The 23,407-nt window shown below is 66.8% G+C and carries 26 protein-coding genes; all 26 read left to right on the top strand.

Annotated features, from left to right (window positions below; translation table 11 throughout):
* Positions 1 to 36: 36 nt before the first annotated feature.
* The 26 genes from FBY28_RS11875 to FBY28_RS11750 all read left to right on the top strand — a co-directional run bounded on the left by FBY28_RS11875 (position 37) and on the right by FBY28_RS11750 (position 23,396).
* A complete protein-coding gene (locus tag FBY28_RS11875) occupies positions 37 to 744 on the top strand; it encodes a hypothetical protein (protein ID WP_141866965.1) in 708 nt (235 codons plus the stop codon).
* Between the two features lie 21 nt (positions 745 to 765).
* Positions 766 to 1,722: an SU10 major capsid protein gene (locus tag FBY28_RS11870; protein ID WP_141866962.1), complete on the top strand. Its 957-nt coding sequence runs from the start codon at positions 766 to 768 to the stop codon at positions 1,720 to 1,722.
* A gap of 168 nt (positions 1,723 to 1,890) precedes the next feature.
* A complete protein-coding gene (locus FBY28_RS11865) occupies positions 1,891 to 2,286 on the top strand; it encodes a hypothetical protein (RefSeq protein WP_141866960.1) in 396 nt (131 codons plus the stop codon).
* Positions 2,286 to 2,732: a Gp19/Gp15/Gp42 family protein gene (locus tag FBY28_RS11860; RefSeq protein WP_141866958.1), complete on the top strand. Its 447-nt coding sequence runs from the start codon at positions 2,286 to 2,288 to the stop codon at positions 2,730 to 2,732. Before FBY28_RS11865 ends, FBY28_RS11860 begins: the two co-directional genes overlap by 1 nt.
* Positions 2,732 to 3,061 carry a hypothetical protein gene (locus tag FBY28_RS11855; RefSeq protein ID WP_141866956.1) on the top strand — a complete coding sequence of 110 codons (330 nt, stop codon included), beginning with the start codon at positions 2,732 to 2,734 and terminating at the stop codon, positions 3,059 to 3,061. The genes FBY28_RS11860 and FBY28_RS11855 overlap by 1 nt, the downstream gene beginning before the upstream one ends.
* A 4-nt stretch (positions 3,062 to 3,065) precedes the next feature.
* Positions 3,066 to 3,431: a hypothetical protein gene (locus tag FBY28_RS11850; RefSeq protein WP_141866954.1), complete on the top strand. Its 366-nt coding sequence runs from the start codon at positions 3,066 to 3,068 to the stop codon at positions 3,429 to 3,431.
* Positions 3,428 to 3,904, top strand: coding sequence for a phage tail termination protein (locus FBY28_RS11845; protein WP_141866952.1), 477 nt, complete (start codon positions 3,428 to 3,430; stop codon positions 3,902 to 3,904). Before FBY28_RS11850 ends, FBY28_RS11845 begins: the two co-directional genes overlap by 4 nt.
* Positions 3,905 to 3,920: 16 nt before the next feature.
* Entirely contained in the window at positions 3,921 to 4,853 is a 933-nt protein-coding gene (locus tag FBY28_RS11840) for an Ig-like domain-containing protein (protein WP_141866950.1), read from the top strand.
* 90 nt (positions 4,854 to 4,943) lie between these two features.
* Positions 4,944 to 5,534, top strand: coding sequence for a hypothetical protein (locus FBY28_RS11835; RefSeq protein WP_141866948.1), 591 nt, complete (start codon positions 4,944 to 4,946; stop codon positions 5,532 to 5,534).
* Positions 5,535 to 5,635: 101 nt separating this feature from the next.
* Positions 5,636 to 5,968 carry a hypothetical protein gene (locus FBY28_RS11830; RefSeq protein ID WP_141866946.1) on the top strand — a complete coding sequence of 111 codons (333 nt, stop codon included), beginning with the start codon at positions 5,636 to 5,638 and terminating at the stop codon, positions 5,966 to 5,968.
* On the top strand, positions 5,969 to 10,039 hold the full coding sequence (locus tag FBY28_RS11825) for a VldE C-terminal domain-containing protein (protein ID WP_141866944.1): 4,071 nt from the start codon (positions 5,969 to 5,971) through the stop codon (positions 10,037 to 10,039).
* Entirely contained in the window at positions 10,039 to 10,980 is a 942-nt protein-coding gene (locus FBY28_RS11820) for a hypothetical protein (protein ID WP_141866942.1), read from the top strand. Before FBY28_RS11825 ends, FBY28_RS11820 begins: the two co-directional genes overlap by 1 nt.
* A 1-nt stretch (position 10,981) precedes the next feature.
* Complete coding sequence (locus FBY28_RS11815) at positions 10,982 to 12,688, top strand: Gp37-like protein (RefSeq protein ID WP_141866940.1); 1,707 nt, start codon at positions 10,982 to 10,984, stop codon at positions 12,686 to 12,688.
* A 38-nt stretch (positions 12,689 to 12,726) separates the two neighbouring features.
* Positions 12,727 to 13,683 carry a hypothetical protein gene (locus FBY28_RS11810; protein WP_141866938.1) on the top strand — a complete coding sequence of 319 codons (957 nt, stop codon included), beginning with the start codon at positions 12,727 to 12,729 and terminating at the stop codon, positions 13,681 to 13,683.
* Positions 13,680 to 14,309, top strand: a complete 630-nt coding sequence (locus tag FBY28_RS11805; protein WP_141866936.1) for a hypothetical protein — start codon at positions 13,680 to 13,682, stop codon at positions 14,307 to 14,309. The genes FBY28_RS11810 and FBY28_RS11805 overlap by 4 nt, the downstream gene beginning before the upstream one ends.
* Positions 14,306 to 16,162: a hypothetical protein gene (locus FBY28_RS11800; protein WP_160145477.1), complete on the top strand. Its 1,857-nt coding sequence runs from the start codon at positions 14,306 to 14,308 to the stop codon at positions 16,160 to 16,162. The genes FBY28_RS11805 and FBY28_RS11800 overlap by 4 nt, the downstream gene beginning before the upstream one ends.
* A gap of 44 nt (positions 16,163 to 16,206) precedes the next feature.
* Positions 16,207 to 16,431 carry a hypothetical protein gene (locus FBY28_RS11795; protein ID WP_160145476.1) on the top strand — a complete coding sequence of 75 codons (225 nt, stop codon included), beginning with the start codon at positions 16,207 to 16,209 and terminating at the stop codon, positions 16,429 to 16,431.
* On the top strand, positions 16,431 to 16,712 hold the full coding sequence (locus FBY28_RS11790; protein ID WP_141866930.1) for a phage fiber-tail adaptor protein: 282 nt from the start codon (positions 16,431 to 16,433) through the stop codon (positions 16,710 to 16,712). The genes FBY28_RS11795 and FBY28_RS11790 overlap by 1 nt, the downstream gene beginning before the upstream one ends.
* Positions 16,713 to 16,727: 15 nt before the next feature.
* Entirely contained in the window at positions 16,728 to 17,099 is a 372-nt protein-coding gene (locus FBY28_RS11785; protein WP_141866928.1) for a phage tail fiber protein, read from the top strand.
* Positions 17,099 to 17,890, top strand: coding sequence for a hypothetical protein (locus FBY28_RS11780; protein ID WP_141866926.1), 792 nt, complete (start codon positions 17,099 to 17,101; stop codon positions 17,888 to 17,890). The genes FBY28_RS11785 and FBY28_RS11780 overlap by 1 nt, the downstream gene beginning before the upstream one ends.
* Before the next feature lie 18 nt (positions 17,891 to 17,908).
* Complete coding sequence (locus tag FBY28_RS11775) at positions 17,909 to 19,834, top strand: hypothetical protein (protein WP_141866924.1); 1,926 nt, start codon at positions 17,909 to 17,911, stop codon at positions 19,832 to 19,834.
* Complete coding sequence (locus tag FBY28_RS11770; RefSeq protein ID WP_141866922.1) at positions 19,834 to 20,535, top strand: hypothetical protein; 702 nt, start codon at positions 19,834 to 19,836, stop codon at positions 20,533 to 20,535. The genes FBY28_RS11775 and FBY28_RS11770 overlap by 1 nt, the downstream gene beginning before the upstream one ends.
* Before the next feature lie 30 nt (positions 20,536 to 20,565).
* A complete protein-coding gene (locus FBY28_RS11765; RefSeq protein WP_141866920.1) occupies positions 20,566 to 20,757 on the top strand; it encodes a hypothetical protein in 192 nt (63 codons plus the stop codon).
* 75 nt (positions 20,758 to 20,832) lie between these two features.
* On the top strand, positions 20,833 to 22,218 hold the full coding sequence (locus FBY28_RS11760; RefSeq protein WP_141866918.1) for an N-acetylmuramoyl-L-alanine amidase: 1,386 nt from the start codon (positions 20,833 to 20,835) through the stop codon (positions 22,216 to 22,218).
* Positions 22,218 to 22,409 (top strand): hypothetical protein, encoded by a 192-nt coding sequence (locus FBY28_RS11755; protein ID WP_141866917.1) that lies wholly within the window; start codon positions 22,218 to 22,220, stop codon positions 22,407 to 22,409. Before FBY28_RS11760 ends, FBY28_RS11755 begins: the two co-directional genes overlap by 1 nt.
* Positions 22,410 to 23,396, top strand: a complete 987-nt coding sequence (locus tag FBY28_RS11750; RefSeq protein ID WP_141866915.1) for a hypothetical protein — start codon at positions 22,410 to 22,412, stop codon at positions 23,394 to 23,396. It begins immediately after the preceding gene.
* Positions 23,397 to 23,407 lie beyond the last annotated feature (11 nt).

Raw genomic sequence — 23,407 nt, 5'->3', positions numbered from 1 at the left:
TTGGGAGCGGCTTTTTTGATGCCCAGGAGGCAACCCGTGACCAGTCCTGCCCCGACCCCCAACTCGATGCCCGGCGCCCAGCCCAGCGGCCCCGCACCCGCCGCGCCAGCGGCAGGACCGACCCCGGCCGCACCCGCAGCGCCGGCGGCACCCGCGGCGCCGACCGCTCCGGCCACGCCCGACGCACCCAAGCCGCCGTGGGAGGCCAACGGCGAGACGTTCGACCCAGAGCGGGCCTGGAGCCTGATCCAGAACGTGCGCAGCGAGAACGCCGACCTCAAGGGCAAACTGACTGCCGCACAACCAGTTCTGGACGCCGCCGAGCAGCAGCGACGCGCCGAACAGGGTGAACTCGACACCACACGCGAGGACCTCACCAAGGCCACCAAGCGCGGCGACACCTGGCGCGATCGCGCGATCGCCGCCGAGGCCCGCGAGATGGTCACCGGCCGGTTCATCGACGCCGACGCCGCCCTGGCGCTCATCGGAGACCTATCCGGCTACGCCACCGAGGACGGTGTCGACACCGCCAAGCTCCAACAGCGACTCGACCAGCTCGCCACCGACAAGCCGGCACTGGTCGCCGCCCCTGCCCCGCAGGGGTTCAAACCCAATCGTGGTCAAGGCCAGTCAGGTACCGGGCCTCTGACAACCGCACAGGTCGCCGCACACGCGGATTCCCAGCAGGACTGGAAGGCCGCCGGCACCGCCAAAGCACAGCAACTCATCGAGCTGCGAAAGTAGCTCTCACCGAAAGGAATCCCCATGGGTACCGTTTCCGGACTGGGCACCACCTACAACCTGCCCAACTACACCGGCCGTCTGTTCACCGTCGCACCCTCGGACACCCCGCTGCTATCCCTCATCGGCGGCCTGGGCAACGGCAAGCGCACCGACAGCACCGAATTCGAGTGGCAGACCGAGGACCTGGAGTCCACCAGCGCCAACAACTCCCGCACGGAAGGCGCGCCCGCGCCGACCGCCAGCGAGGTGTCCCGCTCGAACGTCACCAACGTCGTCGAGATCCACCAGGAAGCCGTCGAGGTCTCCTACACCAAGCAGGCCGCCACCGGCATCCACAACGGCATCAACTCCAGCGACGGATCCAACCCCGTCGTCGACGAGCTGTCCCACCAGATCGACCTCAAGCTGCGCAAGATTGGCGTCGACATCGAGAAGTCGTTCCTGGCCGGCGTCTACGCCAAGCCGGCCAACAACGCCACCGCGCGCCAGACCCGCGGCGTGCTGACCGCCGCATCGACCAACGTGTTCGCCAACGGCGGCACCGGCCGCGCCATCAGCAAGAGCATCCTGGACAACGCCCTGGCGGCGATGTTCGGCAACGGCGCCCCGCTGTCCAACGACACCACGGTGCTCATGGTCGGCCCGGGCCAGAAGGTCAAGCTGTCCGACCTCTACGGGCAGACCCCGCTCAACGCGCCGGTGCAGTCACGCAACATCGGCGGCTACAGCCTGCAGAGCATCGTCACCGACTTCGGTGAGTTCGGCATCGTGCTCAACCGCTGGTTCCCCGCCGGCGGCATCGGCATCATCGACCTCTCGGTGCTCAAGCCGGTGTTCCTGGAGATCCCGGGCAAGGGCGTGATGTTCGCCGAACCGCTGGCCAAGACCGGCGCCTCGGAGAAGTACCAGCTCTACGGCGAGGTCGGTCTCGAATACGGCCCCGAGCAGTACCACGGCTGGATCAAGGACCTCACCTAAGCCACCGCCCCCCCTGATAGGCCCGGAACACCGCCGGCCGGGACCGAACCGCATGAGCGGGTTAACGCCGCTAGGTGGCCCCACGTCGACCCCCCTGACCTCCCCCGGCAGGGGGGTCGACCTGTGAGCAATCCAATCGGATCCGACTGACGTACAAGGAGTTTCACCATGGCAAAGTTCCGCGCCAACAAGGGATACCACTTCTCCAAGGATGGCACCGAGGCCACCACCTGGGCGAAGTTCGAAAAGGTGCCCGGCAGTGACCCGGTGGTCTACGAATACGAGACCACCAAGGCATCGTCGGTGACCGCGCTGCGCAAGCTCATCGACGGCGACGTCGAGGGCTACGCCGACATCACCGAGGTCGAAGAGAAGCCCAAGCGCACCGCCGGCGGCCAGACCGGCGGCGCGCAGAGCGCCGGCGCCCAGACCGCAGGCAAGGACACCAGCCCCACCCCGGGCGCCGACGCCGGCACCGGTACTGCCGGCGCTGGCACCGCCGACGGTGGCCAGGCTGCCGCCGGCGCGGGCAAGGACGCGACCGGAGCCCAGAGCAGCTCCTGATGCCTCTGCCCGACAGCTACGCCACCGCCCCACAGCTGGTGACGTACTGGAAGCCACTGAGCGCGACCGAGCAGGCACGGGCAACCGCCCTGCTCGGCCGCGCGGCCACCCTGATCAACGAGATCCCCGGCGCCGCCGATGAGAACGGCGAGCCGGCGTTCTCGGTGAAAGCCTGCGAACACGTCTCGCTGGACATGGTCAAGCGCGCCATGCTCAGCCGCGGCGACGGTGTCATCGAACACAACGCCGAGATGCTCGGCATGTCGGGCACCGACAAGTTCGTCAATCCGGTGGGCAACCTGTACCTCACCCGCGACGAGATCGCCCGGCTCAAAGACACCATGGCGGCCGGCCGATCCACTCAGCTGTTCTCGCTGACACCGACCTCCAACGCCCGGGTGCCAGGGCACCCGTGGAACTACCAGAACTCCAGCCAGGTCGACTGATGCCGTTCCCGCTGGATCCACAAGGCGCAGGCGAAGTGATCCCGCAGCGCGACAACGGGTCTGACGGCAACCCGGTATGGCAGGACCTACCGGAAACCCGCATCGTGATCGCGCTGGACAAGCCGGTACTCGTCGACGGCAAAGGCTCCCGCTACACCCAGTCCGGATCCGTCGCCGTGCCGCGCGGCTACGACCTCAAGCACGGTGACCGGATCCCGTTCGACGGTGCGTACCTGACCGTCTTCGGCCGGCCCCAAGGCAATCACGACCATCCGGTCACCGGTGATGACTTCGGCTGGGTGATCTTCGCAGTGCAGGCAGGGGGATAGACCCATGGACGCCTACGTCTACCCGTATCCGAATCCCGCACTGACAGAACGGATGAAGTCCGCCCAGATGCGGTCCATTCTCTATGAGATCGTCGAGCACGGCCAGGCGCTCTACCGCGAAGAGGTCGCCCGCGACACCGGCCGGCTGGCCACCATGGCCCACCCGTCCACCGAGATCGGCGGGGTCCTCAATGACCGCTACATCGGCGTGCTCACCGTTGGACCGATCGAGTACGTGCTGCCACACAACTTCGGCAGCGGCCGCAGCGAAGGCGTCACCGCCGGCGAGAACTGGGTGCACGGAGCCCAGGCCGGCGAGCACGAACTCAACCGTGTCCTGGAGCTGCTGACCCTCGTGGAGTTCCTGTGAGCATCACCTTTCCGGACTGGTGGCAGGGCGGCTACCCCAACATCGAGAACCTGCTCAAAGGGTTCCTGGCCCCCCGCCTGGGCCCCGACATCGAACCGACCTACTGGCTGCCCCCACCGGACAAGTACCAGGCTCACCTGCAGGCGGGCAAGGGTTATCTGCGGATCTACCGCACCGGCGGCCGCATCAACCGCGAACAGAAGCGCGACGAGCCCAAAGTCCAGTTCGCCGCGCTGACCCCCTCACGCGACGACTCGTGGGAACTGTGCGAAATCATCCGCCAGATCGGCGAAGAGTTCGACAAGGCCGCGGTCGTTCCCGGCACCCCGCACCAACTGCACTGCACCGGTGAAGTCATCGGCCCGCAGCTGATACCCGAGCTGTTGCAGGACAGCAGGCTCGTGCCCGTCACCTTGGAGTTCCACACCTGGAAGCCAAGGGATTTCAAGTACCGCCAGGCCCTCGGCCTCTAAACGAAAGGCACACACCATGTCAGGAATCGCCGAATACCAGGGTGGACAGTCCGACCTCGAACTGGCCTCCGCCGATTGCGCTGTCCTGCTGCGCCCGATCAACGGCGCACCGATCCTCACCAACCTCGAGGACAGCCTCGACGGCGGCCTGGACGCCGCCAAGATCGGCGTCGGATCCGGATTCGAGACGGTCGGCAACTGGACCAAGCAGGCCGGCCTCAAGCTGACCAACAACCCGACCATCAACGAGATCAAGTCGCACGGCAAGGGATCGCCGACCGCCCTGATCGCGTCGGAGGCCGAGAAGTCGATCACCTACACCCCGCAGGAACTCAAGCTCATCAACCTGATGAACGCGTGGGGCTTCCTGCCCGACGCGGTCTCGGAGGTCTCCGAGCACGGTGGTTTCACGATCGCCATCCCCGAGCTGCCCGCCCAGCTGCAGTGGCAGCTGGTGCTGCTGTCCTGGACCTCGTTCGCCGGCCTCGACGTGATCAAGTACTGGGTCGCCAACAAGACGATCGTGGGCAAGCGCAACGACGTCGACCTCAAGGACAGCGACGTCATCACCCACGGTGTCACGTTGACCGCCCAGACCCACCCGGCGCTGCCGGGCAAGCCGTTCATCTTCGGCATGTGCGGCGCCGGCGTGAAGGCACTGGCCGCCGCGGCCGCCGACGGCAGCCTGTACAAGAAAGCCGAGGGCGTCACCCTCTCGCCGACCACCGCAGCGCTCACCGTGGCCGCCGGTGCGAACCACACCAAGCAGCTGATCGTCACCGACTCCAACGGCGTCGACCGCACCGCCTCGGCCACCTTCAGCACCGACACCCCCGGCAAGGCCACCGTCTCGACCTCCGGCCTGATCACCGCCGTGGCCGCCGGCACCGCCAACGTCACCGCGGCGTGGAACGGCTTCACCGCCGCCTGCGCCGTCACCGTCAGCTAGCCCCAGCCCCCACCCCCTCACCCTCCGTCGAGCACCCCGGCCGCCCAGGCGGCGACCGGGGTACTCGCCGACCCCACAGAAAGGCCCAGGATGGCCGCCCCCAGCAAGCAGACCACCGCCCGCACCCGTCCCGCCGCACCGGCCACGCGCAGCGCAATGTCCGAACGCCTCATGGCGCTGCACGCCGAGACCAACGACCCCCAGCCCTACGAGGTCACCAACACCATCGTGGTGTACCCACCCAACCGGACCCGCCGCAAGCAGATGTACAACGCCGAGCTCAAGCTCAGCCTCTGCAACGGCCTCCTGGCACAGGCGATGTCACGCGTGTCCACTCCGGCGCCGGAGAAGCCGGCCGACGACGCACCCGCAGAAACGGTCCTGGCCTACGCGAAGGCCCGCGGTGAATGGGAAGTACTCGTCGCCGGCGCCGACGAAGCCGTCGAGTCGATCAATGCCCAGATCGCGGAAGCCACAGTCGATTACGAACGCGGATTCTTCGGCGAAGCCCACGACGCGATCATGGAGTTCTTCGAGGACAAACCACTGCTGTGGGACAAGTTCGTCGAGGACATCAAGAGTGAGTTCCTGCCAGCCGCGCCGTCGGACGGCAAGTGCCGCACCTGCGGCCAGATCGTCGATGAGGACGCGGCGGGAAAAGTGCCGACATCCTCGACCTGATCGAGCACTACTGGGATCAGATCGAGGTTGATTTCGCCACCCATCCCTTCGCGCTGGACGCCCGGGACTGGATCCGTGGTGAACGGCCGTGGCCACAGTTCTTGACCTACTGCAACAAGCTGGCCAACACCAGCGGCACCGAGCTGCGTTCGGCCCAGCTCGCCGATCCCCGGCACCTGGCCAAGATTCAGCTCCAGCATGAGCAACGCAAAGGCCAACCACCCGGGCGGCCAACCGACATCGGCTACACCACCCTCGTCGCCGCCATGCACGACCTCGGCGACGATATCCGGCTGCTCATCCGCTTAGTGACGAAGTCGGACTTGCCATTTCACGATCGGCCAGCCACTCCGCTGGACCGCATCAAGGACAACCAGAAGCAGATCGGTCTCAACAAGATCGCCGAGCTGCTCGGACGTGGACAGGAGGGTTAGATGCCCCAGTACTCCGCCGGTGAAGCCCGCCTGTCCGTCGTTCCGGACTCGTCGGATTTCAAGCGTCGACTCGAAGCCGACCTCAGACGGATCACCGCCAGCTTCGCCGTCGACGTCACCGCCGACACCACAGGTGCCACAGTCGAACTGGACCGGTGGATCACCGCACAGTCCGGACGAGACGTCAACGTCCGCGTCGACGTCGACACCGCCCCGGCGATGGCCAAGATCGCCGCGATGCGCACCGCGCTGGCCGCCGGCGGCGGTGGCGGGGGAGTACTTCCCGCGCTCGGTTGGAACGCCGGCGCCCTGGCGATCGGCAGCCTGCCCGCGATGGCCACCGCCATCACCAACGTCGCCGGCGCGGTGCAGCAGCTCGTCGGCGCCGGATTCGCCTTGCCCGGCATGTTGGCCGGCATGGGGGCCTCGTTGGGCACCGCGGCCCTCGGCTTCTCCGGCATGGGGGAGGCCATCACCGCCGCGGTGGAAGCCGCCGACGGCACACCTGAGTCGCTGCAAAAGGCCGCCGACGCGATGAAAGACCTCCCGGGCCCGGCCCGCGAAGTTGTCACCGCGATCTCCGGCATCAAACCGCAATTCGACGACCTCAAGGCCAGCGTCGTGCAGACCAACATGTTCGACGGTCTCGCCACCAGCATCACCGCCCTCGCCGACGTCAGCATGCCCACGCTCCGACGCGGCCTCGGTGGTATGGCCACGGCCTGGAACGGCACCCTCAAGCAGCTCACGGCCTCCCTGGGATCCGAACAGTCCCAGGGCCTACTGGACCGCATCCTCGGCAACACCGGCGAAGCACAGACCCGATTCAACGCGGCCATCGACCCGCTCGTGCAAGGCCTGGGCACCCTGTTCGCCGGCAGCACCGACGCACTGCCGCGGCTGGCCGACGGCATCACCGCCGTCACCGAACGATTCAACAACTTCATCACCGCCGCCGATAAGGACGGCCGCCTCGACAAGTGGATCAACGAAGGTCTCGACGGATTCACCGATCTCGGCAACACCCTGCTCAACCTCGGCAAATCGTTCACCGCCATCACCCAGGCCGCCGGCGGCGGCGCCGGCCTGCTCGGCACCCTCGAACAGAGCACCGCGAAACTGCAGGAATTCCTGAACTCCACCGAGGGCCAGGACATGCTCACGCGGTTCTTCGCCGAAGGCCGCGAGCAGCTCGACAAATGGCTGCCCATCCTGCGGAACGTCGGCGACATGCTCGGCAGCGTCTACCAGGCCTCTAAGCAGTGGACGGATGCACTATTGCCGCCGCTGAAGTCAATTACAGGGTTCCTCGCCGAGCACCCCGGCCTCATCGAGGGTGTGGCCACCGCGTTCCTGGCGTGGAAAACCCTCGACGGCGTCACCAGCTTGGTCAGCAGCCTGACCGGCATCACCACCTTGCTCCGCGTCGGATTGCCCACTGCGGCAGCCGCTGGCGCCGCTTCGATGGGCTCCGCGCTGGGGCCGATCGTCGCCATGCTTGCGGGCATTCCTGCCGCGTTCGCCCTGACCCACCCCGACGTCCGAAACCCCATCCCGCAGGTGCCCACGCAGCTGCCGGGCGAGAGCGCAGAGAGCTACAACCAGCGCATCATTGATGCCGGTCTGCCCGGGCTCAGTCAGCTGCCACCCAAGCCGGATTCGAGCGGATTGGCCGGCATCCTCGGCGCACCCGCCCCGGCTCCCGCACCTGACCCACGCGCCACCCAAGGCCCTGTCACCGTCGCACCCGCACCCGGCGGATTCGCCCCCGGCGCCCAGGTGCAAGGCATCACCACGCCCTCGGGTGCAGTCGTCGAGCCCGAGGACCTCGGTGGCCTGCTGGCTGGTTACGACAAGGGTGGCCCGACGCCCTCCGGCCGCGGCAACGGCCCCACCGGTGGCTGGATCTCGGAGCTACATGGCGACGAGTGGGTGCTGCCCGCGCACGCCCGCAGGGCGGTGGGCGATAAAACTCTGTGGGCGTTGACATCTGGACGTAGCTTCGAGCCCGGCGGTTATGTCGATCAGTACGGAAACCCGGTCACCCCGGGCGGCCCGATGCCCGGACCGGCACCTGGCTCGGTCGCGCCCGTGGCGCCGAACCCGACCTCCGGCATGGGCGGCCTCGGCGGAATCTTCGGCCAGTTTATGTCTGGACTGCAGGGCCCGATCGGCAACGCCATGAGCCTGGCCAGCGCACTACCCGGCGTGGTGCAGGGCATGCCCGGCACCGGCGGCGCGGGTGCAGCAGGCGGCGGGCTGGCCGGCATCGCTGGCTTGCAATCCCAGCACGGTGTGGGCACCCTCGGTGCCACCCCGACGGCCGGCCTGGCCAGCCCGACAGTGTCCAGCCTGTTCGGCATCGGCGGCGCCACCCAGGACGGCACCGCGCTGGGCAACATGGCCACTCGCGCCGCCGGCATCCCCGGTTTCGGGGGCCTGTTCGGCTCACTGGCCTCCCCGGATCCGGTCGGCAACCTCATGCAGTGGGGATCGAACTCCGCTCAGTACGTGGCCAATTGGGGCATGGACACCCTCGGCAGGGTCGGCTCCACCCTCTGGCAGGGCGCTCTCGGTTTCTTCGGCCTGGAGAACTCCATCCTCTCGCCGAGCAACATCTACAACCAGGCCGTCGCGTCCACCGGGCAGTACTTCCTCGACGCCGGCGGTCCGCTGGGCACCCTGTTCGGCGCCGGCAGCACCGGCGGCCAGAACTCGCTGCTGTCGGGCATGGGCGGGTTGGAGAACCTCACCGACGAGCAGAAGCAGCAGCTGCTCGGCCAGGGCGGGCTGCCCGCTGGTCTGAAACTGCCCAAAGGTGTCGGTTCCGAAAAAGGCCTGCAGGTCAACACCATCAAGGTCAAGCGCGCGGTCTCGGCCATGTTCCCGGCCATCACCGAGATCGGCGGATGGCGCGAGGACGCCCTCAAGTGGCACCCCAACGGCTTGGCGATCGACGTCATGGTCCCCGGCTGGGACACTCCGGCCGGCAAGGCCTACGGCGACCAGATCTACTCCTACGTCGCGGCGAACGCCGACGCGCTCGGCGTCGACATGGACGCCACGCTGTGGCAGACCAAAGACCACTACAACCACATCCACATCGCCACCACCGGCGGCGGCTACCCGACCAAGGGCACCGAGTTCATGATGCCCGGCGCGGCAGGCGTCCCCACCATGGCCACCGGCGGCCCCACCCCGAGCACCATGGGCCCGGTCGACGCCCAGGGTGGCCACTTGGCCGTCGTGCACCCCAAAGAGTTCATGATCTCCGCGCGCGGCCGCGCCACCGTGCCGGACTCGTTCCTGCACGCCCTCAACCAGGGCATGGTGGACCCGAAGACGCTGCCGGGCTTCGCCGGCGGTGGACCGGTCCCGGCCGGCCTGGTGACTCCGACTCCGCGGCCCAACATCGCGCCCAGCCGGCCGACGCAGACCAAGACTGCGCCGCCGGCGGCGGCAGCGGTTCGGCCGCCGGCGGCACCGGGGCAAGCCACCCCGGCAGCACCGGTGCCCATGCCAGCGCCGGCCACGCCGACCCCGCCGCCGTCGATCGCGCCGACGCCCCCGACTCCGGCCGACCCCGCCGCACCGATCGGCGCACCGACCACCGGCATCAGCAGTGTCGCGCCGGCGCCGGGCAGCCTCGATCACAACCTCAAGGCGATCGACACCCTGATCAGCTCGGGATCCTCGGCACTGGGTCAAGCCGTCTCCACCGCCATCGGCCTGGGCGCCGGCGCCGGCGGTGGCATGGTGCCCGGCCTCGGTGCACTCGGCGCGATCGGCCCGTACGCGGCCGGCGCCATCCAGCAGGGCGGCAAGGTCCTCACCGACCTGGTCAACGTCGGATCCAGCTTCCTGGTCGGCAGCGTCCCGGGCAGCTACGGCGACCCGAAAATGCCGGCCTACGGCCAAACCCTGCGTGCACCACAGAACGCACCGATCACATCGCAACCGCGACAGACCAACAACACCTTCAACGGAATCAGTGACATCAACAGACTCATGGACCGCCTCGACCTACGCGAATCCGTTGCCGAACAATCGATCCTGGCGAAGTACAACTAATGCTCAACACCGACACCATCGACATCATCGGGGTCAACGGCGACTTCTGCCGGATCTCCCCACCCGGATACTCCTGGGGTCCTGAGCTCGCGCCCGGATCCACCGGACTCTACGACATGCCGATCCAAACCAACTATGCGGCATACGGTTTCGGTGAGTTCTTCCAGTCGTGGAAACCGAAGCTACGCAAAGTCGTGTGGACCATCCACCTGATGAACCCCGACGTTCCCGGCTCACGGCTCACCATGGACAACCGTCTCTGGCACCTCATTGCCTCCCGGTGGAAAGCCATGTTCCACCCCGAAAAAGAAGCGATCGCGCGCTACACCTCGGTCGACGGCGTCCGCGATCTCGGACTGCGAACCTACGACACCTCAAAATCGTTCTCCACGCAGAACTTCGAGGGAATCGACCCCCACCTGTTCAGCTACGGATCCATCGTGCAGATCACCGCCGCCGAGCTGCCGTTCTACGTCGGCAAGCCCGACGTCTACACCCTCGAATTCGAGGACCCCGGAAACCACTGGGGGACAATGCCCTACTTCAACCCCGGCACCGTCGACATCTGGCCAGAGTGGGAGGTCACCTGGGGCGCGCAGTACGTCCTGCCCGACTACTCGTTCTACAACGAGATGAAGGCCCGCGGCCTGTCCGACCTCGGCAAGACGGTGCGCACCCCGGTCATCGTCGAAGGCGACGGCAACGTCAGCATCTTCACCCAGCCCAACCTGGAGACCTACATCTCAGAGATGGAAACCCCGGTCGGACTGCGCGCCGAAGGCCGCGACTGGGAGTACCCCATCCGCCCAGGCAGCGGATACAGCGATCCCGAACTCGGCTGCGTCGTGCGCGCGATCGGCGTCGGCGAGACCGGCGCCGCAGTCAAGCTCACCCTGCCGCGCTGGTACGACTCACCTTTCAGCACCCCGCTGGTGGCCTGACATGCCCGGCCTAGCATCACTGGAGCACACCCGAGAGATCACCGACGAGATCCGCCGGCAACGCCGCGCCATGCAGCGCGCCCAGACCGAGATCAGCCTCTACCGCAACATCCGCGGCGAGGTCGGCCTGCACCGCCGCGGCAACGTCAACGTCCTCGACGTCACCAAGGGTGAGTTCCAGTCCCGCGACAACGTGTCCTCACCGGGCTACTTCACCGTCCCAGCACGCCACCCCATGGGCAAGTGGATCGCCTCGATCCCCAACAACCCCGAAGAGTGCAAACAGGTCGTCGTGCGCGCCGACCGCTACGGCGGCGCCCGGCGCTGGACGGGCATGATGCACCACTGGACCGCCGAGACAATCGACGGCGCGGACTTCATCACCCCGCACTTCAACGACGACCTGCAGATCCTGCAGCACATCCTCGTGCCCCCGAACCCCGCGCTGCCACTGCCGGTCTTCCAATTCCCCAGGGATTTTTTCCTTTTCGCGCCCACCGCGTGGGGAGCTGCCGCCGTCACCCAGATGCAATTCATCCGGCACTTCATGAACATCTGGACCCTGCCCGACGACCCGTTCGACTACGCCTCCTGGACCCAGGGCCTGGACACCCGCAACTGGCAGTGCCACGTCAAATCCGGATCGTTCGGCGGCGACCCGACCCTGTGGGGCCTGTTCGTCTCCCGAATGAACTCCCTTGACACCGTCATCGCCGAACCCCTCGACGACGCGCAGGTTTCGGCCACCTACCGACGCATCTTCACCGCCGAAGGCGAAACCGTCGAGGGCCTCTACAACAACGACATCGCCAACGGCGCATGCGTTTTCGAGTTCGAGGACCGCTCCGGATTCTCCCGCGAATCCGGAACCTACCTCTCCGGCAACGCCGCCGAAGGCTTCCTGCGGTCGGCGATGACCTGGACATCCGACCTGCTCGAAGGCGTCCTCGAATTCGTCGAGGACGACCAATCGCTCACCCCCGACGAGTACTGGCAGTCCTCATGGATGGGCACCAAAGCCGCCAAACCCGGCATCGTGCTGCGCGATTCCTACGTCAACGACCTGCAGGCCAAAGTCACCTACAGCCCGGCCACCGCCACCTCAATCGTCCTGGGCGGTGACAACCCGACCGCCGACGCGCTGGCCCAGGTGCTCATTTCCTCGATCGGCAACCTGCTCGGCTACTTCTTCCTGTTCGGCTTCGACTCCGCCGGCGACATCGCCGCCGACGTCATCATGCCGTTCCTGGTCGGCACCATCGCGGCCTGGCTGCAGTTCGAGCTCGGCGATCGCGCCACCAACCTCGGGTGGTGCCACCTGCTGGAGGTCTACCAGTCCGGCGCCGAGCAGAACGCCTACTCGATCTCGGCGCTGGCCACCGCCCGGGGTGGGGTCAACGCCACAGACTCCGAGACCGCGCACACCATGGTCATCGACGAGTCGACATGGTTCATTCCGGGCCTGCACGGCGACATTGGCGATCGCGTCGGTGCCACCGCTGGCGTGCTCGAGCGCATGGGCATCGACGTCACGTTCAGCAAGCAGATCAAAGAGATGACGCTGCAGCTGGAGGAGGGCGGCAAGTCCAAGTTCCTGGTCAAGGTGGGGGAGAACAAAGCCGCCATGACCCGCGGCGAGCGCAATGCGCGGATGTTCAAAAAAGCGATGGACCGCATCGCTGACATCGGATTCCACCTCGTGCAGTGACCAAAGACATGACACAACAAACGGTTTGGAGATAACGGGTGGAATCACACTACGCGGCGGTGGTGCTGTCCAAGGGCGGCACCTGGAAGCCATCGACCAGCGAGACGCCCTACCTGCTGCCCGACTCCAACGGACTGACCAGCTGGCCCGAGCGATCGTCGGCACGATGCGTCTTCCGCGACACCAGGGGCCTGGAGCTGTTCACGCTGCGCGGCAAAGTGCTACCGGATCAGATCGAGTTCATCGGGTCGCCGGCAGACATGGACAAGATCCCGGCCGGCGCCAGCTTCACCATCACCCTGGAGACTCGCTCGGGAACCTTCCCGATCCGCCACGGCACGGTGATCCGCCAAGAGGTCACCATCACCACACCACTGTCCCAGCAGAACATCCCGCCACTGTCGCTGGTGGACAACCTGCAGCGCAGCGCCACCGGCCGCAAATGGATGCCGCTGGCCGGCGGGCTGGTGGAGATGGTCGACAACTCCGATGCCGGCCTGCCGATCGGCATGGCCGCCCGAGGCGAGCGCGGCGCGGTGCGCTACTTCCAAGAGTTCACCACCCCCAGCATCGAGATCGGCGTCAGCCTGCTCAACCGCAACCCCGACCAGGCGGCGTGGACGTCGGTCAACTTCGGCGCCGACATCAACTCCGAGATGGGCTTCTCGGTCCGATTCGAGACCGGAGCCACCGCCAACCGGCGCATCCACATCGGCACCCTGACCAACCCGATGACGATCATCGACCGGGCCCCGCTGGTCACCAACACCGTGGAGAACAACGACTACTACCTGATCCGGTTCATCCACGGCACCAAGACGGTCGCCCTGTACAAGGGCGCCTCGCTGGAACCGATCGCGCAGTGGCCCGACGAGACCGACATCGTCCCGCGCGGGATCGGCTACCGACACCTCTCGCTGAGCTTCTACCGGTCCTCGACCTGGACCACCAAAGGCATTCAGATCACCTCCATCACCGCAAGGGACGCCGCATGACCACCGCCGCAACCGAACCCACCGCCGCCGACATCGCCGCCCTGGAGGACCTGCTCTGGATCATGGTGCCGCCCGGGCGCAAGATGTTCGCACCCAAGCTGGCCGCCAACGGCATCCGCGTACACCCCGAGCTGGCCACCAAACGCCTCGTGCGCGACGGCCCGGAGTCCGAGGGCAACTGGGCACCTCGGCACCTGGAGCCCATCAACACCGACCCCGCCACCCTGGCCGCCGTCGCGATGGGCCAAGCCCCGGCCCAACAGATCGACATCGAACAGGTCTCCGCTCTGGCTATGGCGCTGATGGTGCTCCCGCCGCCCATGCCCATCGCAATGGCCCCGGAGTTCTACGCCCTGGGCGCCCGCGTGCACCCCGAGCTGGCCACCACCACCGCCGCCCCGGCCGACCGCGGAAAGATGCTCGCCGTCATCCGCATCATCGGCCAACGCATCCCCGAGCTGGCCGGCCTGGCAGACGAGCTGGAGGACGCCGCCACCGCGGCCGCCGCCGGCGACGGATCCAAGATGGCCGCCCTCGGCCAGCGCCTCTCGCCGCAGATCCTCGAACGCAGTGACGCACTGCGCGCCCACGCGGCCAGCATCGGGCCCGAGGACTCGATCGAGTGAGCATGCCCAACGGGCCCGGCGGCATCAATCCCTCCGCCGAATTCGGTGTCAGCGAAACCGGGATCTCCGATCTGCCCAACCGGACCCAACCCAACATCGTCGAGATCCTCAAATCCTCGAAATTTCCAGACACCTCGCCGTGGAAGAACCCCAACGGCATCCTCGCCGCCGGCTGGGGCATGGTGCTCTCTGCGATCAGCGGGGCCGCCACCAACGCCGTCAACGCCATCACCCAGATCGCCAACTTCATCGTCCACGTCGGCGCCACCACCATCGAGGGCGTCGGCGACTTCCTCAACCACGCCGCCGCCCAAGCCCAAACCGCCATCACCAACGCCGCCCTCACCCTGGCCAACCTCCAAGCCACCTGGAATGCCGCCATCCGCGGATGGTCCGGAGTGCCGAACGCGGTCGGCTCGGCCGAGGACATGGAGGTCATATTCGGGGCCACCCGCCAACTCCAGTTCGGGCAAATCACCCTGGCCGACCTCCAGAACGCACCGGAGAACGCCCCGTTTTGGGAGTCTCCCAACCCGTTCGAAGACGTGTCGTTCATCCGACGAGACCTCAAACCGGTGGTCACCTACACCGCGACCACCGCCTCAATGGCGGCATCCGGAACAACCCTCATCGGCGCCACGGAAAGCGCCTGGCGCAACCCACTGAACAACCACACCCACCTGGTGACCATCGTCCCCACGCTCAGTAAGCCGGTATTCACCATCCCCGCCGGCACCCTGGCCCTGTCGGTCATCCGCGTGAAAAAGAACCGGATCGCCAACATGGTCCGCTTCATGGCCGGCGGCGACACCCCCACCGGACCTGTCCTGGTCGGCCTCTACCGCATCGACCCGATCACCGGAAACCAAACGCTCGTCTACGACTACGGCGACGTCTCCGGCGAAGTGGACACCGGACCACTGGTCTACGAATGCGCACTAGAGATGGCCGGAGACATGCTCGTCGAGGCCGGCGCCCTCTACGCGGTCGGCATCCTGCCCTTGGAAGCATCGTTCACCGTCGCAGCGGTCCTGCGCCAACGGTCGGTGCCAGACCCCATCATCTACCCCCAAGGCGCCACCGAGCTGCTCGCCGGACAAACCGCACTCCCTGCCACGATCACGGAGACCACCCTCAATCACGATGCCACCCACTGCATCTGGGTCTCGGTCGGCCAAACCGTCCCCACCACCATCACGCCCGTCACACTCATCGCCGACTTCGACGCCTACTCCAACAACGGCAACTGGGTCTCCCCGGCCTTCAAGAACTTCGGCACCGGTGTGTGGGAGATCGTCGACGGCGCACTGACGGCCGGCGGGCCACCAGCGCTGTTCGCCACCGACTACAAAAAAGCGTTCGTACCACTCACCCGATGCGCCACCGACAACATGTTCGCCGAGGTCGTCATCGGATCCGCCGGCTGGAGCGCGGAGTGGAACGGCGCCGTCGTACGCGCCGGCGTCCGGTGCAACGCCGAAGGCACCGCCGCGGTCGTGATGGCCATCCACCAACAGGGCACCGGACCCGCCACGGTCACCATCGAATCGGCCACCAACATCATCGAGGCCGGCACGCCCCGCGCCACCAGCACCGCCACATTCCAGGCGTTGCCCAGCGACCGCTTCCGGATCGAAGCAGTGCACGACCCAGATCTCGACTACACGACCTACACGTGCCTGCGCAACGGCGAACCCATCGCCGGTGCGCAGTGGCCCGACATCGACAACCTCTCGCCGCGAGGCGTCGCCTGGCGGCGGGCCATGGGCGGATCCAACGCGGCGACGTGGAACTTCGCGCTCCAGCGGGCCGCCGCGATCGACCTCTTCCGCGCCGGCGACCTGTCCACCTGAGACAACCGCCCCACCACTACGACACTTGGGAGGACCTGCCCGATATGTACCCCGTGAAATCCCTGAAATGGGATCCGGTCAGCGGAGCGTTCGCCATCCGGACCCAACTCCCCGACACCCCGCAGTTCACCAACATGGCGTGGCTGATCGGCACATCAAATGTCGGTGCGCGCAGCGCCTCTGAAGCCGACGTCTCCGACTGGGTCGACGTACCCATCGACGTGCTGACCGCGCTGGCCGAGTCCGCGCAAGACGAAGGTGGTCAGTAGTGGCCACGATTACCGACCGGGCCGAAAAGGACCCCGATGATGTGTGCCCGTTCACCGTCGACTGGTCGGACTGGCTCGCCGTCACCGAGGACCTCATCCTCGACTGCGACGTCTTCGCTGACGGACTCGACATACACGACTGCTGGTTCACCGGCCAAGACACCACCGCCAAGCTCGGCGGCGGATCCGACAACGCCGAGTACGAAGTGACATTCCGGATCTACACCGAAGCCGAGGACGTCTACGACTACTCGATCATCGTTCGCTGCGAAAGCCATTAAGGGAGGCCAATACTCATGGGATCAAACGGATTCACCCTGTACGGCGAGACGAAGATGCTGACTCATCTTCTCAAGTCCGGTGCGGTGTACGGGAAACTGCACACCGCCGACGCCGGGGACGGCACGATGAATGCCTCGGTGCACACCACACGCCAGCCCGTCACCTTCGGAGACCCGGACTCCAACGGCGTGTTTGAACTCGCCGCACCGGTCACCTGGGGCGTGCTCAGTGCAACGGAGCAGCTGTGGGGCGTCAGCCTGTGGGACGCCAGCACCGCGGGTCACTGCGTGATCATCCACGAGTTCGCCAAGCCGAAAAACGTCTTCAACGGCGACAACCTCAAACTGTCCACGCTGAAAGTCGCCCTGCCGGTGGTCGGTCTGTAATGGCGGTCTTCTTCGACGCGATCGGACAAGGCGGAAGCGACGGGCACCCGTTCTACGACTCGCAGCGCACCGAGCACAAGCACGTCGCCAACGGCGGCGACATCGCCGTCCTGGCCGGAATCTCCTACTCCGTCACCGATCTCGCACTCGGACCATGGATCATCTGGGACAGCACCCTGGGCGACCTCACCCGCAAAGTCAGCTACGGCGGGGTCGATATGCAGCCCATCGGCGTGATCCAGTGGGGCGGTACCGCCCCCGGTGCCGTCGACGCCTGGACCGAGGTCTTCGCGCTCGCCGGCGTGCCCGCCGGCGAAGCGCAAGTCGTCGCCGCGGTATGGGGCGGAATGAACTCCCAACGCGCTCTGCGCTGCCAAACCGTCTCCTACACCGGTGTCCACTCCATCGGTACACCGATCATCGCCTCCGGCGTCGGCAACAGCGCGGTAACCGCCACCGCCACCGCCACGGCCGCCGGCCGCATCGTCGGGGTATTCGGAACCCGCAGCGGCATGTCCGGATACAACGGCTCGCAACGATTCCTGAGCAACGACGGCGTCGGCCTGCTCATGGGCGACGCCCCCGGCACCGGCTCCCCGCAAGGTCAGACCGTGACCCGGCAGAACGACGGCCCCTGGGCTGGACTGGTCGTCCCGTTGCAGGCCGCCGACACCGTGGCCACCTGCGAACCGCTGATCGTCGAACCGACCATCAGCTCTCGCGTGCACCGCGCACCGCGCACCGGCGGTCTGCGCCGCAAAGTCTTCAAAGTCCCAGCGGATTTCCAGTAGGAAAGGCGGGAAACAGCCGTGGCGCTTCCCAATTTCACGATCGACACCACCACCAAGCTCTACGCCATCCTCGGCAGCGCCAGCGCGGGTGTCCTCGCTCCAGCCGTCCTGGCCAAGACCAGAGTGGTGTTCAGCAGCAACATCCCCGTGGACGGACTGTTCACCTTCGAGGGCAACATGTACCGCGCCGCGACGAAGGTCTACGCCGACGTCGGCGAAGACGGCTCCATCCTGCAGGACGGTTTCGCCGTCCGGTTGCTGGCCAACGACGACGCCCTGAGCATCAGCAACATCCAATGGACCGTGACCATCCTCGCGCCCACCCCGGCCGGCGCACAAGAGATCCTGCCGTGGACCTTCGACGCCCCCGGCAACGGCGCGGTCGTCGACCTGTCCGAGACCGTCGCGGTGACCGCCGTCGAGGCCGTGGGGGTGATGCGCGGCCCAAAAGGTGATCCCGTCGACGACTTCACAGTCATCGACGGGTGGCTGCAGTTCTACGTCAAAGGCACACCGGTAGGCGCCCCGAAGAAACTCGAATTCGGATCCGCCGAATGGTCCACGATCCTCGGCAAGCCCGATGTGATCGCCGCCGGCGGCACCGAAGCCGAGGCCCGGGCCGCCATCGACGCCGTCGGCGCCCAAGAGGTAATGGACGCGCTGGCCGGCACCGCTAGCGGACTGCAACCAAAAGACGCCGATCTCACCGCACTGGCCGCACTGCCCACTGTCGCCAACCGGCTCCCGTATGCCACCGGCCCGTCGGCGTGGTCGCTGACCGAGTTCAGCCCGTTCGGCCGTTCCGTCGCCGCCCTGGCCGACGCGCCCGCCCTGCGCGTGCTCGCGGGCCTACGCATCGGAACTGACGTCCAGGCGCACAGCGCCGCGCTTGCGGCCCTGGCTGCGATGACCAATCCGGTGGCCGGATCGACGCTGCGGGTGCCGCTGTTCAGCGACAGCGGGTCGGCGTGGAACTACGTCAACACCACGGGATTCGGTCGGGGTGTCTTCGGGCTTGCCGACGCCGCGGCGGCTCGGACGATGTTCGGCGCGATGGCCGCGTCCCTGGTTGGTGTAGCGAACGGAGTCGCGCCGCTCGACGAGAACGGCACGGTCGCGCCCGCCTACCTGCCGTCCTACGTCGACGACGTTATCGAGCGCGCGACCCTGGCCGCGTTCCCTGCGGTCGGTGAGACAGGCAAGATCTATACCGCACTCAACGCAGGCACTTCAGCTGATCCGTCGAAGATCTACCGGTGGTCCGGGTCGACGTATGTCGAGATCAGCCCGTCACCGGGCTCCACTGACGCGGTCCCCGAGGGCGCGACGAACCTGTACTTCACCAACGCGCGTGCTGACGCCCGTGCTGATCTCCGTGTCGCTGCTGGTATCACCGGCAAGGCCGACAAGGCCACCACGATCGCGGCCGGCACAGGCCTGACCGGTGGTGGCGACCTATCGGCCAACCGGAGCCTGGCCGTCGCCTACGGCACCACAGCGGGCACCGCCGCCCAAGGCAACGACGCCAGGCTGTCCAATGCCCGCCCACCGACCGCCCACAGCCACAACGTCATCGTCCCCATCGAGTACGAGGTCCACGCCACCTACAGCACCCGCGCCGTCGGCTACGGGGACAACACGCTCGGCTTCCTTGTGCCGAGCGCCTTCACCCTGGCCAGTGTCGTGTTCCGAGGTGAGACCGCCGACGCCAGCGGCTCGACCACCGTCGAGATCCGCAAGAACGGCACTCAGCTGGCCACGACGGTCAAAACCATCACCGCAGCCAACCAATGGGGCTATGACACCGACATCATCGTCACCGGTCTCTCGGAGTCGCTGGTCGCCGGAGACATCCTGCGCCCCTACATCTCTGCGGTCGGCACGACCCCCGGCAAGGGACTCTCGGTCACCCTTATCGGGACGAAGACAGTGGCGACCAGCTGATGCCCGGGTCGCTCATCCACCTGCCCGTCGCGTCCACGCCGGCCCCGACCGAACCCACCTTCGTCTCTCAGTCCGCAGCAGTGCAGCACCAGGTCTGGTCTGGAAACCACACCGTCAACGTCTCGATCGACGTGCCCTATGCGGGCGGGATTCTTCTGGTCCCTATGTGGATCAACTCCTCAAGCTGGGTCTCGATGAGCGGAATCAGCCGCTCGGTCACCAGCAGCCTCGGTGACACCGTCACCGCAGTTCCCAACGGCACCATCGACGCCTGGGCTGGCAGCGGCAGTGAGAGTCACGGCGGCGCTCAAATGTGGGCCAAGGTCAATCCGACAGTGGGGACACACGTCCTCACTGTCAGCACCGGACACTGGCAGAACTACGAGATCCTTGGTGCCGGAGCGATGTTCTACGCCAAGTGCTCAGCGATCACGCAGTCCGGCACCGCCGCTGGCGGTGGAGCCAGCTCCAGGTCCCTCAACGTCGCATCCGGGACAGGCCGAACCACCCTCGGACTGTTCATCAATGACAACCCGGCGGCCACAGCCAACGGCACCGCCCGTTGGGCAGCAACGTCACTCGACATCGCAGGCTGGACCGACCGTGTACTGGTCCAAGAGATTCCCGGGGCTGCCAGCGTCACCCACTCCATCTCCGGTGGCGGTGGCGCATGGGGCATCGGTTTCGACCTGACACCGTGACCTGACAATCCGAGCGAAAGTCACTAAGCCATGGGAATTCTCGGTCACCTCGACGCCTACGGCACCGACGACCCCGACTTCAACGAGGGCCACCCCGAGGACCGCTGCCCCGTCTGCGGAGCCCCGGTAGCCGGCCACGTCGGCGGCGAGCTGCCTGACTCTCGAATCAAGTGGCAGCACCGCCGGCACGCGGTGCTGGCCATCCCGCTCGACAACCTCTAACCCGCGCACCTCGCGTCACCCTGCCGACTTCCCCATGGCAGGGCGATGTGTCATGCCTGAAAGGCGGTATCACACATGGTCGATCGCTTCTGGCCGCTCGGCGCTGGTCGCATCATCACCAGTCCATTCGGTCCCCGCGAATACGGCTTCCACGCCGGCACGGACTTCGGCCGCGAGGGCGGATCGGCCGGCATGCCGGTCTACGCCGTCCAAGCCGGCACCGTCATCTTCGCCGGCGCGGCCGGCGGGTACGGCGGACCCGACCCCGCCGGCTGGCTCGTCATCGACAGCACCGACGCCGAAGGCGGGGGATGCCTCGAATACGGCCACATCATCCGCGAGGTTGCCCGCGGCGATCACGTGACCGCCGGCCAACGCATCGGCCGCATCAACCCCGACCGCCGAACCAACGCCGACGTCGCACCACATCTGCACCTGTCCGACATGCCCCGCGGCTATCACCCGGCCGCCAAACAGAACCCGCTGACCCGGCTTACCGGTGCCCGCGAACCCGAACCCGCTTTGTCAGTTACCCCAAAGTCCGATCAAAGTCAGGAGACCCCCATGGGTTGGACCGGAGACCCGATCTGGCTGGCCGACGTCGTGCGGCCCGCCGTGTCCAAGTTTGTCGAGTACCCGGGATGGAAGACCCGTGGCCACGGCGACTTCAAGGACATCCGCGGCATCATGGTCCACCACACCGGTGGCCGGGCATCGGCAGCATCCATCGCCAACGGACGCCCCGACCTGCCTGGCCCACTGTCCCAGTTCCACATCGCACGCGACGGCACCATCACCCTCATCTGCGTCGGTGTCGCCTGGCACGCCGGGATGGGCAGCTACACCTGGCTGCCGACCAACATGGGCAACTGGCACCTCATCGGCATCGAATGCGAAGGCCCCGTCACCCCCGGCATCGGACCCGGCAACCAGCACATCGAACGCTGGCCCGACGTGCAAGTCATCGCGCTGCGCAACCTGTGCGCCGCAATCCTGCTCAAGCTGCGCTTCGGCTCCGACCGTCTCATCGGCCACAAGGACTACGCCGGCCGCGCACAAGGCAAATGGGACCCGTGGAACATGGATGTCACCGGCTGGCTGGCCGGCGAAGTCGACAAGGACATGCGCGGCTTCGTGTTCCCCGGCGAAGACGGTCCGCGCCCCGTCCCGCCGGTCACCCCGGCGCCGGTGCCCGCCCCGACACCGCCGATCGACAAGTACGCCGGGGTCCTTCTGTACCGGGGGATCAACGCACCCGCCAAGGTCCGTGCCCTGCAAACCCGCCTCAAGTTCAAGCCCGGCACCAACGAGCCGGGCCTGTACTCCAAGATCGTGGTCGACGGCGACTACGGGGCCCACACCGAGGCCTGCGTCCGCGACTACCAGAAGAACCGACCCCCGCTAATCGCCGACGGCGTGGTCGGCCCCGCCACCGCCGCACGTCTCGGCCTCGTCCTCTGATGAGCGAAATTCGGCGCGGCACGTGCGGTGACCCCGGCCCCGGTGACGCTCACTGCACCGACGATCCCGGCCACCGCTACTCCTGCTACGACGCGGGCGAGGACGTGTCCTTCAACCACCGCCAGGGCTTCCGTCACGACTGCGAAGACCCGGCATGCGATCGCCAGCACTTCACCAACGAGGAGCACTGAATGACCAGCTACATCGCACCCAGCCAACCCGGCCAAGCACACCCGAAAATCCCTGGCGCAAAACGGTTCCTGTCGCGCTACAGCTACGGCAAAGACCTCGGCGAGAGCACCGAGTACACCATCCCTTTCGGGATCGCCCTGCGCACCTGGGCGCCCAAGTTCAACGCCGAGATCGACAACGGTCGCGCCGGACCGAAGGTCCCAGTCGATGGGTCCTTCGATTGGTCCGTGCAACGCCAGATGGGACTCGACGGCTCAGGGGTCACCCACGTTCCGCTGGTGCTCACCTGCATGGGCCACCTCGGCAACATGGTCACCGGCCCCGACTACCTCGCCGCCCGACCGCTGGAAGCGCAGAAGCGCATCCAGATCCAGATGGTCGGCGGCTTCGACAACCGTGCGTTGCCGTTCCGGCTGGCCGGCCAACGCGAGGAGATCAACCGACTACTGCACGAACCGCAGCTCCGACTGGCCGAGCGCCGTTGGGCCGCCTCGACTCACAGTCGCGGCGCGCTGGCGTTCTGCCAGGTGTGGGAGTCACGCGACCCGAATGACCCGGTATGGAAGAACTTCCGCGGCGGGGTGGCTTTCGGTAATCCGAAACGCCCGCTCGACGTGGTCGCGCCGTGGATCGCCGATCGGCCCGCCAACGGCACCGAAGGTCTCGCCCCAGATTGCCTGGCCGAGGCGATCCCGGGCATGGCCGAAGTGTCGCGTCGCGGCGACCTGTACGCCGAAAAGGTCAAGGGTGCGAAGGCAAGCGAACTCAAGGTCGCGGTCTACCGACTCGTCGCCTACGGCCAGTTGTTCGGGCAGGACTCCATCACCGAGGAACTCCTCGTCCTGGTAACGCAATTCGGCCAGGTCGTGTGGGATCTGTTCGCCGCGATCACCGCTGGCATTCAGTTCGCTATCAACATGCGCCCGCACAACGAATTCGACCTACGCCCGGCGACCGACCATTTGGCCCGCGTGCTCGCGGTCTGACCTGATCCGAT

This window comes from Arthrobacter sp. SLBN-53 (assembly GCF_006715585.1).
GTDB lineage: Bacteria > Actinomycetota > Actinomycetes > Mycobacteriales > Mycobacteriaceae > Mycobacterium > Mycobacterium neoaurum_A.
Note: the sequence above shows the minus strand (reverse complement) of the source record. Positions and strands in the feature narration are given on the sequence as shown.

Coding starts and splice junctions, on each gene's coding strand:
- FBY28_RS11870 (WP_141866962.1), top strand. CDS start 766: ATGGGTACCGTTTCCGGACTGGGCACCACCTACAACCTGCCCAACTAC.
- FBY28_RS11865 (WP_141866960.1), top strand. CDS start 1,891: ATGGCAAAGTTCCGCGCCAACAAGGGATACCACTTCTCCAAGGATGGC.
- FBY28_RS11860 (WP_141866958.1), top strand. CDS start 2,286: ATGCCTCTGCCCGACAGCTACGCCACCGCCCCACAGCTGGTGACGTAC.
- FBY28_RS11855 (WP_141866956.1), top strand. CDS start 2,732: ATGCCGTTCCCGCTGGATCCACAAGGCGCAGGCGAAGTGATCCCGCAG.
- FBY28_RS11850 (WP_141866954.1), top strand. CDS start 3,066: ATGGACGCCTACGTCTACCCGTATCCGAATCCCGCACTGACAGAACGG.
- FBY28_RS11840 (WP_141866950.1), top strand. CDS start 3,921: ATGTCAGGAATCGCCGAATACCAGGGTGGACAGTCCGACCTCGAACTG.
- FBY28_RS11835 (WP_141866948.1), top strand. CDS start 4,944: ATGGCCGCCCCCAGCAAGCAGACCACCGCCCGCACCCGTCCCGCCGCA.
- FBY28_RS11825 (WP_141866944.1), top strand. CDS start 5,969: ATGCCCCAGTACTCCGCCGGTGAAGCCCGCCTGTCCGTCGTTCCGGAC.
- FBY28_RS11820 (WP_141866942.1), top strand. CDS start 10,039: ATGCTCAACACCGACACCATCGACATCATCGGGGTCAACGGCGACTTC.
- FBY28_RS11815 (WP_141866940.1), top strand. CDS start 10,982: ATGCCCGGCCTAGCATCACTGGAGCACACCCGAGAGATCACCGACGAG.
- FBY28_RS11805 (WP_141866936.1), top strand. CDS start 13,680: ATGACCACCGCCGCAACCGAACCCACCGCCGCCGACATCGCCGCCCTG.
- FBY28_RS11795 (WP_160145476.1), top strand. CDS start 16,207: ATGTACCCCGTGAAATCCCTGAAATGGGATCCGGTCAGCGGAGCGTTC.
- FBY28_RS11785 (WP_141866928.1), top strand. CDS start 16,728: ATGGGATCAAACGGATTCACCCTGTACGGCGAGACGAAGATGCTGACT.
- FBY28_RS11780 (WP_141866926.1), top strand. CDS start 17,099: ATGGCGGTCTTCTTCGACGCGATCGGACAAGGCGGAAGCGACGGGCAC.
- FBY28_RS11770 (WP_141866922.1), top strand. CDS start 19,834: ATGCCCGGGTCGCTCATCCACCTGCCCGTCGCGTCCACGCCGGCCCCG.
- FBY28_RS11765 (WP_141866920.1), top strand. CDS start 20,566: ATGGGAATTCTCGGTCACCTCGACGCCTACGGCACCGACGACCCCGAC.
- FBY28_RS11760 (WP_141866918.1), top strand. CDS start 20,833: ATGGTCGATCGCTTCTGGCCGCTCGGCGCTGGTCGCATCATCACCAGT.
- FBY28_RS11755 (WP_141866917.1), top strand. CDS start 22,218: ATGAGCGAAATTCGGCGCGGCACGTGCGGTGACCCCGGCCCCGGTGAC.
- FBY28_RS11750 (WP_141866915.1), top strand. CDS start 22,410: ATGACCAGCTACATCGCACCCAGCCAACCCGGCCAAGCACACCCGAAA.